The 12,832-nt window shown below is 63.6% G+C and carries 13 protein-coding genes; 5 read left to right on the plus strand and 8 right to left on the minus strand.

Going from position 1 to position 12,832, the window contains the following annotated elements; genetic code table 11:
* Window positions 1-38 precede the first annotated feature (38 nt).
* The 7 genes from D0Z70_RS03285 to D0Z70_RS03315 form a co-directional block, all read right to left on the minus strand.
* The gene (locus D0Z70_RS03285) at window positions 39-1,496 is read right to left on the minus strand and encodes an XrtA/PEP-CTERM system-associated ATPase (RefSeq protein ID WP_119743955.1); all 1,458 of its coding nucleotides are present in this window, start codon (window positions 1,494-1,496) and stop codon (window positions 39-41) included.
* Between the two features lie 21 nt (window positions 1,497-1,517).
* Complete coding sequence (locus D0Z70_RS03290) at window positions 1,518-3,107, minus strand: hypothetical protein (protein ID WP_119743956.1); 1,590 nt, start codon at window positions 3,105-3,107, stop codon at window positions 1,518-1,520.
* On the minus strand, window positions 3,104-4,018 hold the full coding sequence (locus D0Z70_RS03295; protein ID WP_119743957.1) for an AAA family ATPase: 915 nt from the start codon (window positions 4,016-4,018) through the stop codon (window positions 3,104-3,106). The genes D0Z70_RS03290 and D0Z70_RS03295 overlap by 4 nt, the downstream gene beginning before the upstream one ends.
* A 14-nt stretch (window positions 4,019-4,032) precedes the next feature.
* The gene (locus D0Z70_RS03300) at window positions 4,033-5,553 is read right to left on the minus strand and encodes an XrtA system polysaccharide chain length determinant (RefSeq protein ID WP_119743958.1); all 1,521 of its coding nucleotides are present in this window, start codon (window positions 5,551-5,553) and stop codon (window positions 4,033-4,035) included.
* Between the two features lie 2 nt (window positions 5,554-5,555).
* Window positions 5,556-6,203 carry an XrtA/PEP-CTERM system exopolysaccharide export protein gene (locus D0Z70_RS03305; RefSeq protein WP_119743959.1) on the minus strand — a complete coding sequence of 216 codons (648 nt, stop codon included), beginning with the start codon at window positions 6,201-6,203 and terminating at the stop codon, window positions 5,556-5,558.
* A gap of 133 nt (window positions 6,204-6,336) precedes the next feature.
* Window positions 6,337-7,569, minus strand: a complete 1,233-nt coding sequence (locus D0Z70_RS03310) for a pyridoxal-dependent decarboxylase, exosortase A system-associated (RefSeq protein ID WP_119743960.1) — start codon at window positions 7,567-7,569, stop codon at window positions 6,337-6,339.
* The gene (locus D0Z70_RS03315) at window positions 7,566-9,086 is read right to left on the minus strand and encodes an acyl-CoA ligase (AMP-forming), exosortase A system-associated (protein WP_119744103.1); all 1,521 of its coding nucleotides are present in this window, start codon (window positions 9,084-9,086) and stop codon (window positions 7,566-7,568) included. Before D0Z70_RS03315 ends, D0Z70_RS03310 begins: the two co-directional genes overlap by 4 nt.
* 62 nt (window positions 9,087-9,148) lie before the next feature.
* Here D0Z70_RS03315 and D0Z70_RS03320 point away from each other — a divergent pair, with 62 nt between their 5' ends.
* Complete coding sequence (locus tag D0Z70_RS03320; protein ID WP_182913824.1) at window positions 9,149-10,153, plus strand: GNAT family N-acetyltransferase; 1,005 nt, start codon at window positions 9,149-9,151, stop codon at window positions 10,151-10,153.
* 28 nt (window positions 10,154-10,181) lie between these two features.
* Window positions 10,182-10,472 (plus strand): phosphopantetheine-binding protein, encoded by a 291-nt coding sequence (locus D0Z70_RS03325; RefSeq protein ID WP_119743962.1) that lies wholly within the window; start codon window positions 10,182-10,184, stop codon window positions 10,470-10,472.
* Between the two features lie 108 nt (window positions 10,473-10,580).
* Here the strand turns inward: D0Z70_RS03325 and trxB are convergent, their stop codons facing one another.
* Window positions 10,581-11,543: a thioredoxin-disulfide reductase gene (gene trxB / locus D0Z70_RS03330; RefSeq protein ID WP_119743963.1), complete on the minus strand. Its 963-nt coding sequence runs from the start codon at window positions 11,541-11,543 to the stop codon at window positions 10,581-10,583.
* Window positions 11,544-11,789: 246 nt separating this feature from the next.
* On the opposite strand from trxB, the gene D0Z70_RS03335 reads away from it, so the two are divergent.
* The 3 genes from D0Z70_RS03335 to D0Z70_RS03345 are packed head-to-tail and all read left to right on the plus strand — an operon-like array spanning window position 11,790 to window position 12,825.
* Window positions 11,790-12,086 (plus strand): nucleotidyltransferase family protein, encoded by a 297-nt coding sequence (locus D0Z70_RS03335; protein ID WP_119743964.1) that lies wholly within the window; start codon window positions 11,790-11,792, stop codon window positions 12,084-12,086.
* Complete coding sequence (locus D0Z70_RS03340; RefSeq protein WP_119743965.1) at window positions 12,086-12,424, plus strand: HepT-like ribonuclease domain-containing protein; 339 nt, start codon at window positions 12,086-12,088, stop codon at window positions 12,422-12,424. The genes D0Z70_RS03335 and D0Z70_RS03340 overlap by 1 nt, the downstream gene beginning before the upstream one ends.
* Complete coding sequence (locus D0Z70_RS03345) at window positions 12,421-12,825, plus strand: hypothetical protein (RefSeq protein WP_220475615.1); 405 nt, start codon at window positions 12,421-12,423, stop codon at window positions 12,823-12,825. The genes D0Z70_RS03340 and D0Z70_RS03345 overlap by 4 nt, the downstream gene beginning before the upstream one ends.
* The last annotated feature ends 7 nt before the right edge of the window (window positions 12,826-12,832 follow it).

A 12,832-nucleotide genomic window follows, 5' to 3' on the forward strand; every position in this document is an offset into this window, starting at 1 on the left:
CACCTTGATCGGGCCGCCCGCCGGGGGCAAGTCCTGTGTCAGGCGGCTGCGCTGTCGCGCGGCGCGGCCATTCGTTCTTCCCGCTCGACCCAGTCGACCAGCAGCGTCAGCACCCGGCGCAGCGCCGTGTCCTGTTCCTCCGCGCGGAATTCCAGCGACTGCAACCGCTCCTCGATCAGGGTGAAGCAACCTTTCAGCACTTCGGGATCGACCGCCTGCGCCGGGACAAACGGCACATGGGCCTGCACCGCCCGCAGCGAGGAGATTTCCGCGCGCAACCCTTCAATCTCGGCCAGCATGTCGTGGCGCAGCGCTTCGACCTGGGCCGCATCGATTGTGGCGACGGGTTGCGGTGCCGGTTCCGGTTGTGGCTGTTCTACGGCCACCGGTTCTTCCAGCGCTGGCTCTTCGTCACCCTCCTGATCGGCCCCTGTCTCTGCCGGTTCCTCGACTGCATCGAACGCCGCATAGAAGGGTTCGTTCGTTTCGATGTCCGGCGAAAGCTCAGCCGTCGGCAGCGCCTCGATCACCGATGCTGCGAAAGGAGCAGCGAATGGCGCAGGTGCAGCCTCATCCGCATCTTCCTGCTCGGCGACAGCCTCCACCTCGGTTCCTGCCACAATTGCTTCGTCACCTTCACCGACCGTGTCGAGCAGTGACGGCGCAACTGGTTCTGGGACGACGTCAACGTCCAACCCCATGTCGGCGACGACGGCCTGGACGACATCCGCGTCAATTTCGCGCAGCTGGTCGATCGCGCCCATCAGCAGCACACGGCTGACCAGCGCATTCAGGCGGCGGGGAACGCCGCCGGTTGCGGCATAGAGCGCAGTGAAGGCAGCCGGCGTGAAGGTCGGGTTGCCGACCCAGCCCGCCACGGTCAGGCGGTGGATGATATAAGGCTCGACTTCCTTGCCCATCATCGGTTCGAGATGATGGGTGGCGATGACGCGCTGGCGTAGTTGCTCCAGCTGCGGCGATTTGAGCAGGTCGCGAAATTCCGGCTGGCCCAGCAGGAAAATCTGGAGCAGCGATTGCCCGCCCAACTGAAAGTTGGACAGCATCCGCAATTCCTCGATCGCGGAAACGGGCAGGTTCTGCGCCTCGTCCACGATCAGCAGGGTGCGCCGTCCGGCGCGCGCCTGGGTGTGGAGGAAGGCTTCGACCTTTTGCAGCGTCGCGGCCTTGGGCAGACCGTCGGTCGCCAGACCAAAGCTCTGCGCAGCAAGGCGCAGCATGTCGTCGCCCTCTACCTGGGTCGATACGATCTTGACTGCGGTCAGCCGCGCCGGGTCGATCGTCTGCATCAGATGGCCGACCAAAGTGGTTTTGCCCGCGCCAATGTCGCCGGTGATGACGATGAAACCTTCACCCTGCGCCAGACCATAGCCGAGATAAGACAAGGCCTTGCGATGGGTCGCGCTTTCAAAATAATAATGCGGGTCCGGCGTCAGCTGGAACGGGCGGCCCTGCAATCCATAATATTGATCGTACATCTAGATTCTCCAACCGACCCGTTAGAAACTGTAGCGCAGGCCGACCTGGCCCATCGCGCTGATCACCGTGTCGATGTCATCAGCCTGCACGCCATCCACACCGACCGATGCCGATGCCGACAGGCGACGGGTCAGGCCTTTGTAATAGCTGGTGAACGCGCCATAATTCAGGACGTCGGGGCGACCGCCGCTGGCGTCGAAATAATTGATGTAGGCGACCGTATCGATGCTGTCGCGATCGTTGAACATATAGGTCATCGACCCGTTACCATACCAGTTCTGGTCCTTCGACCCGCGCACCAGCACGGTCTGACCCTGCGGCGTGATGAACTTGCGCTGCGAATAGCCCGTGCCGACGCCCCAGCCCCATGGGCCACGCCGCAGCGAATATTGGGTCGATACGCCGCGATAGCGGAAATTGGCATCGGTGATGCCCGCGAGCGCATCATTGAAGCACTGCCCCCCGCCGGTGGTGGAGAAGGCGCAGCCGGTAATGTCGCCGGTGAAGGGATTGCGCGCCACGTCATAGCTGCTGCCTGATAGCGCAGCGGCGTTGGCGGTGATCAGGCGACCGAAGCTGTCGATGCCGTCGAATATGATGACCGCGAAGCTGCTGTTGCTGCCCTGCCAGGTGAAACTGCCCTGATAGGTCATCCCGCCATAGCGCTGGCCGACCTGCGCCTGGAGCGAGGTGCGGCGGCTGGGCCGCCACAACACGCCAGCGTCCCAGATGATGTCGTCAAATTCATAGACGAGCGCACGCAGCGAGCTTTTGTCGGTAACATAGCGGCCATTGCGGATGACCGGCACGCCAGCCGTATCCAGCAGCGGCGAGCGCTGGCTGATCTCGATCTGCTCATAGCCGATGCCGCCGATCAGGGCGACGGTGCGCGATACCGGCAGCGTGGCGTCGACCCGGCCCCATTTGTCCTCGAACCTTTGGTCGAGCTGGCTTGCATCCTCGCGGTCATACCCCGCGCTGGCGGTCAGACCTACGGGCAGCAGCGTGCCGGGGGCAAAGCCGACCGATCCGGTCAGGCTGTGGGTCCAGCTGTCGGCGAAGGAGCCGCTGGCGAGGTTGGAATCGGTATCATCCTCCACCCGCGCATAGCCGAGCCGATAGGAACCGTTGACAGTGATGTCGCCGATCTGCGTCGTGTAGGCCGGACCGATATAGCCGGCATAAACCTGGCTGGTGTAGCTGTCATTGAGCGTCGATGCACCCGACAGGCCGTCGGTCCGCACCCGCGACGCCATGCCGCCAGTGTGGAGAGAAAGACCGCGAGCCAGGTTGACATTCGCGCTGGCGATGCCGCTCAGCACGTCCTGATCGGGTGCCTGTTTGCTCCAGCTGAAGCTGTGATTATATTGCAGGTCGATCACCGCCTCGACCCGGCGGTTCTGGACCTCTGCCGTCAAGCCGGCGGTCACATTGCTGTAGGTCAGCACATCGCCACCGCCCTTGAGCGGACCCATGACCACCTGATCCACGCCGATATAGGGCGTGACATCGACGCGCCGTTCAGCGCGGGTCGTCTGGGCGAATGCGGGCGCACTCGCTGCGGCCAGCGCGGCGAGCGAAGCGCCGCTGATCCACTGACGGACGGTCATGACGAACTATTCCCCTTGGCATAATAGCTGCCGAAACGGCGGCCGCCGCCATTGAAGCGGACAGCATTGAGCAGAAGCTGAACCTGTGCGCCGCCCTTGAGCATTCCGGCGGCGTCGCGCAGCGCGCTTTCCGATGTGCTGTCGGCGCGCACGACCAGCAGCGCGATCGCGACATGGCTGGCCAGCACGGCGGCGGGCGATGCCGCCAGCAAGGGCGGCGAATCGAAGATGATGATGCGTTCTGGCCGCCCCTCGGTCAGCCGCGCCAGCAAGTGTTCGGTGCGCGCGGACGAGAGATATTCGGTGTCCGCATTACTGCGCTGCCCGGCAGGCAGGACCGAAAGCGACGGGATGTCAGTGCGGATCACACAATCCTCGATCGCGATCGTCGGATCGGCGAGCGCGTCCATCAGGCCGGGACCACCCGTCAGCCCCAAAGTTTCGGGAATGCCGGGCTTGCCGAAATCCGCGTCCACCAGCAGGATTTCACGATCCTTTTCCGCCGCCAGACTGAGCGCCAGATTGATGGCGCAGAAAGTCTTGCCCTCGCCGCTATGGGCCGAGCAGATGAGGATGCGGTTGCCACGTTCCTGCCCCTGCAGCTGGGCGAGCAGGTCGCGCTTGAGCAACCGGAACTCCTCGCTCATCGCCGTGACAGCACCGTCGGGGCGCAGGAAACCCGCCTCCTCCAGCTTGATGCGGTCGATCGGCTGAACCGGGCCGGTCCAGGGCAAAGCGCGAAAAGCCGACGGTGAAACTGACACAGGGTCAGCCGCAACCGGCGCGGGTGGCAGGTCAGCGGGGACATCGACCGCCGGGGCCGCGCGACCGCGCAGGGCGGCGGAGAAATCGTAAATTTCCGTCGCCCGCTCGATCAGCGATCCGCCCTTGATGGAACTGTGCTGGTTCATGGTTGCTGGCTCCTTCACGCCATACCGCGCTGGACGAATTCGACGACGATCAGCAGGAGGCAAACCGCGGCCAGACCGCCGCTGGCACCCGCAAACCACTTCATCCGCTGCTTATCGATGGCGACCTGCGCAGCGCTGATCGTCTGGCTGATGGAGCCTGCGACCGGTAGGCCGATCGCCCGTTCCAGCCGCGCGGCGGTGGGGAATGTCCCCTTGAGCTGACCCATCGCAAAGGCGACACCGACCCCTGCGCCAATCCCCAGGATCAGCACGCCGAGCAACAGCAGCGGCCGATTGGGCGCGGCAGGCGCAGTCGGCACGCTGGGCGGGTTGATAACGCGGAACTGGACGGAGCCTGTCTCGGTCTTGACCTCGCCACGCAGACGGATTTCCTCGCGGTCGGCGAGCAGCTTGTCATATTGGGTTTTCAGAACCTCATAATCGCGGTCGAGCTTTTCCTGCTCCGACGCGACGCCGGGTTCATTGACCTGCTTGGCCATCATCGTGTTGAGATCGGCCTGCAACTGCGCCTTGCGCGTGCCGAGCGCCTGCACGGTGGCGGCGCGTTCGGCCTGCATCGAACGGATCGACAGATAAGCGGGGTTGGGCGTGCTGCCGCCACCCGCATTCGCGCCGCCGCCGGCCTTGCGCAGGGCATCGACTTCACGCTGGGCGGCGATCACGTCAGGGTGATTGGCGGTCCAGCCGCGCGCGCGCATCCCGGCCAGGTTGGACTGCGCCTGCGACAGCGCCGAAGGCCCACCCGCCGGGCCAACGCCGGGCAGGCTCTGCGGTGTACCCGCCAGCTGACCGTTCATCGCGCTCAAGGCGCTCTGCGCCTGAACCAGTTGCGAATCGATCGTGTTGATTTCCTGCCGCGCGGCATCCATCCGCTGGCTGATCGAACCGGCACCGGGCAACAGCCCGACATAGCGCTGCGCAAATTCAACGCGGCGCTGGTCGGCGGCTTCCAGCTGCTTGCCCCGCGCGGCGATCTGCTGGTCGAGGAAGGCGAGGCTCTGCTTGGTTTCGTTGCGGTCGCCGGAGAGATTTTCCTCCTGGAAAATGTCGATCAGCTTCTGCACGATCTGCTGCGAAATCCGCGCGTTCGCGCCGTCCGACAGACTGCTGTCGGCGGACGCCGCCGTGATGTCGATCATGCTGGGATCAGCCTGTGCCATCACCGTGATATTTTCACGCAGCGTCGTGATCTTGGCGGCGATGTCGCGCGGGCCGGACACGGTCTGCGACAGGTCGGTGTTGCGCACGACCTTTTCCAGATTTTCTGTGCTGGCCAGTGTGCTGCGCACCCGGTCAAGATCCTGCTGCGACTGGACCTGGGTGATGCCCACCTTGTCCTCCAGCAGCGACTGGGTATTCACATAGACCCGCGCCTTGGACTGATAGCTGTTGGGGATGAGCGCCACGCCCAGCCAGCCCAACATGCATACGCCCCAGGCCACGCCCAGCGCGACCCAGCGTCGGCTCCAGACACCGTGGAGCAGCAGCAGCAATTCGTCGTAGAGACCGGCCATGATCAGAACATGCTTTCAGGGATGATGATGACGTCGCCAGGGGCGAGCATGACGTTCGCCTTTGTGTCGCCCTTTTTGAGCAGGTCGTTGAGGCGGACCTGATATTCCTGCTGCTTGCCGCTATTCTTGTTGAACCGGACCAGCCGCGCGCGGTTGCCCGCTGCAAATTCGGACAGCCCACCGACCGAGATCATCGCGTCGAGCAAAGTCATGTTCGCGCGATAAGGGATCGAGGCAGGCTTTTCAGTCGCGCCGACGATCCGCACCTGCTGGCTGAACGTGCCGCTGAAATTGTTGACGATCACCGAAACCAGCGGATTTTCAATATATTGGGTCAGCGCCAGCTTGATGTCATCAGCCAGCATCTTGGGCGTCTTGCCCACGGCTGGCATGTCGGTGATCAGCGGCGTGGTGATGCGACCATCGGGACGCACCTGCACCTTTGCCCCCAGTTCGGGATTGCGCCACACGAAGATAGTGAGGTCATCGAGCGGGCCGATAATATATTCCTCGCCCGGCCCTTCGCGCGTCGAAACGAAGGAGGCTGGCGGCAGTTGCGGTCCGCTGGCACCACCCGAAGCGCAGCCTGACAGGACAAGCGCGGGCAGCGATGCACCGATCAGGAGCCTGGAAACCGACACGAAACGCATAATCTCACCTCTTTGTGCGGCCATGCGCGACCAGCCGCCAAAGAGGGCAAGGCAGGCCAGTCAGCACAGGGCTTCCGACCTCTTCTTGCCGGGAAAGGGTAAAGATACCGTTAGGAGTTAAGTCACCAACAACTCATCCAAGTAAAACTTCGCGAGGACTTGGATGACCAAGAAATGCAGCGGGGCTGGCCGACGCGCCATAGGCTCCGGCAAGGAAAATGGCGATCAGGTCGCCTTCCTGCACCGGTGGCAGTGCCACCTTGTCGCCCAGCCGGTCGATCGGCGTGCAGAGACAGCCCACCACCGTGACCGGATCGACCGCGGGTGCTGCGCCGAAATGGTTGGCGAGCGCGATCGGATAGTTGCGGCGGACCACCGTGCCGAAATTGCCGCTGGCCGCCAGCTGATGATGCAGCCCGCCATCGACGACGACGAATGTTTCGCCCTGGCTGACCTTCACATCAATGACGCGGGTCAGATAGACCCCCGCCTCCCCGACCAGCCAGCGCCCCAGTTCGATCGCAAAGGCGCTGCCCTTGAGAATATCCGGCAACGATTCGAGCGCGGTGTCGAGCGCGACGCCGATCGGGCGGATATCGAGCGGCACATCGCCGGGGAAATAGGCAAGGCCAAAGCCGCCGCCGAGATTAACCAGCGGCGGGGTGACGCCAACCGCTTCGGACAGGCGGGCTGCCAGTGCGATCGTCGCCGCTTGTGTTTCGATGATCGCCATCGCGTCCAGATTCTGGCTGCCTGCAAAAATATGCCAGCCGCGCCAGTCCGCGCCGCCATCTATCATCGCGCGGGCCAATGCCGCCGCGCGGTCGGCATCAACGCCAAAGGGCTTGGCCCCGCCGCCCATCCGCATACCGGAGCCTTTGAGATCAAAGTCCGGGTTCACCCGCACCGCGACGCGCGGGGTCTTGCCGATCCGCTGGCCAATCGCGAGGGCGCGCCGCCCCTCCCCTTCGGATTCGAGGTTGAGCGTCACCCCGGCAAAGATCGCGGCTTCCAGTTCATCGTTGCGCTTGCCCGGCCCGGCAAAGCTGATCCGCGCCGGGTCCATCCCCGCTGCCAACGCCATGTCCAATTCGCCGCCCGACGCAATGTCGAAGCCATCGACCTGCCCCGCCATCGCGCTCAGCAGCGGCGCATAGGGGTTCGCCTTGATCGCATAATGGAGATGGAGCGCGGCGGGCATCGCTTCGCGGAAACGGCGGATCTGCGCCGCGACAATGTCCATGTCATAGGCAAAAAGCGGCGTGTCGCCCGCTTCATCGACCAGACTGGCCGCGCCATAGCCGCCGACCAGCAACATCCCCTCTTCGCCTGCGAACCAGGGCGGGATCGGTCCCATCGGTTTCAAATGCCATACTCCCGCGCCAGTGCGACTCGATCAATCTTGCCGTTGGGATTGCGGGGAAAAGCGGCCAGCACAAGGATTTCGCGCGGCTGCATGAAATTGGGGAGTTCGGCCTTGAGATGCGCGGCGACTGCTGGGGCAACGTCCGGGTCGGCGGATCGCAACAGGAGTTTCACCGCCTGCCCCAGCCTTTCATCCTTCACCCCCAGCGCCACCGCTTCGGCCACGCCAGGCACAGCAACTGCCGCTTCCTCTATCTCGGTCGGGCTGATGCGGTTGCCCGCCGACTTGATCATGGCGTCATCGCGTCCGACGAAATAAAGCAGGCCCTCCGCATCGCGCCGCACCGTGTCGCCCGACCAGACCGCCATGCCGCCATAGTGGGATGCGGGCGGCGCGGGCTTGAAGCGTTCGGCGGTGCGGGCGGCATCGCGCCAATAGCCCTGCGCCACCAGCGGGCCGCAATGGACCAGTTCGCCCGGCTCATCATCGTCAGTCAGGCTACCGTCGGGACGCACCACCAATATCTCGGCAAAGGGGATGGCCGATCCCATCGAGTCGGGATGGCTATCGACCAGCGCGGGCGGCAAATAGGTGGAGCGGAAGGCTTCGGTCAGGCCATACATGGGATAAAGGTCCGCCTGCGGAAACAGGGCGCGCAGCTTTGCCACCAGCGGCCGGGTGAGTGCGCCGCCGCTGTTGGTCAGGCGCTTGAGCTTGGCCGCCACCTCCAGCGGCCAGTCCAGTTCGGTCAGTTGCACCCAGAGCGGCGGCACCCCTGCCAGCGTCGTGATGTCGCGTCGATCGACCAGCTTCATGACGTCGCGGGCGGTGAGATAGTCGAGCGGATAGACGCAGCCACCCGAAACCCAAGTTGAGAGCAGCTGATTCTGGCCATAATCGAAGCTGAACGGCAGGACGCAGGCGGTGCGGTCCTGCGGCGTGAGGCCGAGATAATCGGCCACCGCGACTGCGCCAAGCCAAAGATTGGCGTGGCTGAGCATCACCCCCTTGGGTCGGCCGGTCGATCCGCTGGTGTAGAGGATGGCGGCGAGATCGTCCGGTGCTGCGTCCGACGGCGCCAGCGCGGTCCCACCGCTCATGGCGCAGGCGGCATCATCCTCGCGATGCAACTGGCAGCCTGTCGGCACATCGCCCGGCGTCAGCGTGGCGAGTCGCGCCGTCGTGCCGATCAGCAGCGCCGCGCCGCTGTCGGCCAATATATGCGCCACCTGTGCGTGCTTGAGCAGCGGGTTGACCGGGACGTGCACCAGGCCCGCGCGCGGGGCGGCCAGCGGCATCAGCGCGGCAACCGGCCCCTTGGCGATCCAGCTGGCCACCCGCGCACCCGGCTCCAGCCCAAACCCCGCCAGCCAGCCCGCGAGCCGCCCCAGCGTCTCCTCCAGCTCGGCGAAATTATAGCTGCCCGACCGCCCGTCTAGCGCAGCCCGCGCTGGATCGCCCCGCAACAGCAGGTGATCGATCGGCAGGATCGCGGCAGTCGGTTCAGCTTGTGGCACGCTTAACTCCATTTCCAGACTTTGGCCCTAAGCCCTGTCCAGACGAATGCGGAGATAGTCGGTTGCCGACGACAAGGGAATATCACAGCCTCGCAGATGTGCGGGACGCGCTGCATGGCCGTCTCGACCGCGAAGCCGTGCCTTGCCTGTTCGGGCGGTATGACTGGTTCGACCTGCTGCACCGCCATTGCTTTGCCGATGTCCCGGTGCGGGTGGTTTTGGCGGAAGAGGATGGCGCGCAGGCGTGGCTGTTCCTGCTTGGCCGCGACAGTCGCCGGGTGTCGGCACTGGCCAACTGGTATAGTTTTGACTGGTCGCCGCAATTTACGGGTGATCCCGATGCCGGGCAGCGGGCGCGGTTGCTGGATGCGCTGAGCGGCCACCTGTTCCGCACCACCAGTCAGATCGATCTCTATCCGGTCGCAGCGAGCGCCGAGATGCTCGCCAGCCTGCGTCGGACGGGATGGTTTGCGCTGTCGCGGCCAATGGGCAGGCGGCATATTTTGCAGGTCGCGGGGCGGGATTTCGCGACCTATTGGGCCAGCCGCCCCGGTCGGTTGCGCACTTTGGTCAAGCGGCGGGCGCGGGGCAGCCGCTACGACCTGTCGATCAGCGACCGGCTGACCGACGATCTGTGGCGCGACTATGTCGATGTGCATGGGCGCAGCTGGAAGCAGCCGGAGCCGGGTCTCGAATTTCTGCGGGCGCTGGCCGAGCGGGAGAGCGAGGCGGGACGTTTGCGGCTGGGCTTTGCACGGGAGAAGGGCCGCGCGGTCGCCACCCAATTATGGACGGTGGAGAAGGACGTGGCCCTCATCCACAAGCTCTCCCATGATCGCGCCCATGACGCCGGATCGCCCGGCACCTTGCTGAGCCATGCCATGTTTGCGCAGGCCATTGATGGCGATCGGGTGGCGATGATCGACTATGGCACGGGCGATAACGCCTATAAGCGCGACTGGATGGAGGAGCGGTTGCCGCTCCACCGCATCGACGCCTTCAACCCGCGCCATGCGTCCAGCTGGCTGCCAGCGGCCCGCACCGCCATTTCCGCGCTTGTCGGATAGGTCAGTAATGACTAGGACGTCGCCCACCATGCGGGCGCATAATTCTCAGCCGGTCGACCGGACCGATGACATCGAGCTTCTGACGCGGGCGCTGTTGCGCGACGTGCTGGGCCTTTCGCAGGATCAGGTCGACGGGTTCGACGCTGATACGCCTTTATTCGGCGCGCTGCCGGAGCTGGATTCCATGGCGGTCGCGGGACTGCTAACCGAGATGGAAGATCGCTTCGACATATTGATCGAGGACGACGATATCGACGGCGATACGTTCGAGACGTTCGGGTCGCTGGTGGCGTTTGCGCGGGGCAAGGTGGCGCAGTAATATCCGTTCGCCCTGAGCGAAGTCGAAGGGTCCGCCTGAACGTAGTGAAGGCACTTCGCTCCGCTCAGTGGAAGGCTTCGACTTCGCTCAGCCCCGAACGGCAGGTAGTCACGCTTCGACCATCGCCTCGAAATCGGCTTCAGCCAGGAATTTCTCCACGTCCAGCGCCGCCATGCAGCCCATGCCTGCCGCCGTCACCGCCTGCCGATAGATTTTGTCGGTGACGTCGCCCGCCGCGAACACGCCGGGGATGGAGGTGCGGGTGGTGCCCTTTTCGACCAGCAGATAGCCCTCGTCCGTCGGCAGCTTGCCGGTGAAGAGTTCGGTCGCGGGATGGTGGCCGATCGCGACGAAGCCGCCGTCGGTCGGCTCGTGCGACTTTTCGCCGGTCACGGTATCAATCAGGTCCACGCCGACCAATCCTTCGGGCGTGCCGCCGCCGACAAATTTATCGACCGCCTTGTTCCACAGCACCTTGATGTTCGGATGGGCGTGGAGCCGTTCCTGCAAAATCTTTTCTGCGCGCAGCGTATCGCGGCGGTGGATCAGGGTGACGTCATGGCTGTGGTTGGTGAGATACAGCGCTTCCTCGACCGCGGTATTACCGCCGCCAATGACCACCACCTTCTTGCCGCGATAGAAGAAGCCGTCGCATGTGGCGCAGGCGCTGACGCCCTTGCCCTGCAAATGCTCCTCCCCCTCGACACCCAGCCATTTGGCCTGCGCGCCGGTGCAGATGACCAACGTGTCGGCGACATAGACCACGCCGCCGTCGCCGGTCAGGCGGAACGGCCGCTGCGACAGGTCCACATCGACGATCTGGTCATACATCATCTGCGCGCCGACATGCTCGGCCTGCGCCTGCATCTGCTCCATCAGCCACGGCCCCTGGATCACATCCTTGAAACCGGGGTAATTTTCGACGTCGGTGGTGATGGTCAGCTGCCCGCCCGGCTGCATCCCCTGCACCACGATCGGCGCCAGACCCGCACGCGCGCCGTAAATGGCGGCGGACAGGCCAGCCGGGCCGGAACCGAGGATCAACATGCGGGTCGAATGGGTGGCGGTCATATCAGGCTTTCAGCTGCGATTCGTGTTGATGGGAGAGATAGGCCGTGACGGCGCGCAGGCAAGCGAAGGATTTGCTTGGGGCGTGGGAAGCAGGGATGTGGGTGGCGCGACACTGGCGCGACAGATGATCGATTAGCGAGAGTGGACCAAAGAAAATCTCACATTGGAAAGGACTCGTGCGCCGGGTTGGGGAGGATTGCGCATCATCAAATTGCGTGTTGCAGACGGCTGGTGCATAATGGCGCCATGAAAAAGGCAGAAGCGATCAGTCGATTAAAGCCCTTTGAGCGCCGCTTGCGTGAGCGCGGTATCAACGCGCTTTACCTGTTCGGATCGACCGCCAGGGATGAAGCCAGCGCGGCATCCGACCTTGACCTGCTCTACGAATATGACCCGGCGCGACCATTCAGCCTGTTCGATCAGGCCGGGGCTATGCTCGAATTGTCCGATGCGCTTGAAACCAGAGTCGATCTGGTATCGCGCATCGGCCTGCGCCCTCGCTTGCGCGCACGCGTCGAGGGCGAGATGGTCCGGGTTTTTTAATGGCCAGGTTGCTGGATACGCTGGACGATCTTGCACTACTGATCACACGGGCCGAGGCATCGGTGACGGGGCGGACGTTCGACGAACTGGTGGCGAATGACGAAGCCTATGACGCTTTGACCTATCGCCTCGCCATGATCGGCGAAACCAGCAAGAAGCTGCCCGACGACATCAAGGCGCGTCATCCTCATCTGCCGTGGCGCGAAATGGCAACGTTCCGTAACTTCGCGAGCCATGATTATTTTGGTGTCGATGCGCAATTGGTTTGGCGGGCGGCGATGAGCCTTGAGCCAATTAAGGCAATGGTCGCTGCGGAAATTGCCCGCTGTTCGGGATGAATTGGCGCGCGGGAGAGGCGGCGGCGAAAAGTGCCTGTCGTCAAACGACCAATTTTTGCCGTTATCTCTCTTCGTATCAAATGCCGATAGCCGACGCTGGTAGCGTCAGATATGCTGGGTGTATGTCATGGATATTTGATCAGGCTCCTAACGTCGCTTGCATCGCTGATCGTTCAATAATGGACGGAAGACCTGTGCTGACGGTCGCCCATTATGAGGACGACCACTCATGGGCATTTTTGGACGGAAGCCTGTTTGATCCTGCGGATGCACTCGTCGTTGCGATGTCCGAGGTTGTAGATCGTCACCCCGATCTTGCAGAGGTTGCCGATCTCCCTTCAGGCTGGAGCGCAACCCGCATAGCCAAGGGCCAGCCATGGTTGAGATTGAAAGACGAATAGAATTATG

Source organism: Sphingobium terrigena (genome assembly GCF_003591655.1).
Taxonomy (GTDB): Bacteria; Pseudomonadota; Alphaproteobacteria; order Sphingomonadales; family Sphingomonadaceae; genus Sphingobium; species Sphingobium terrigena.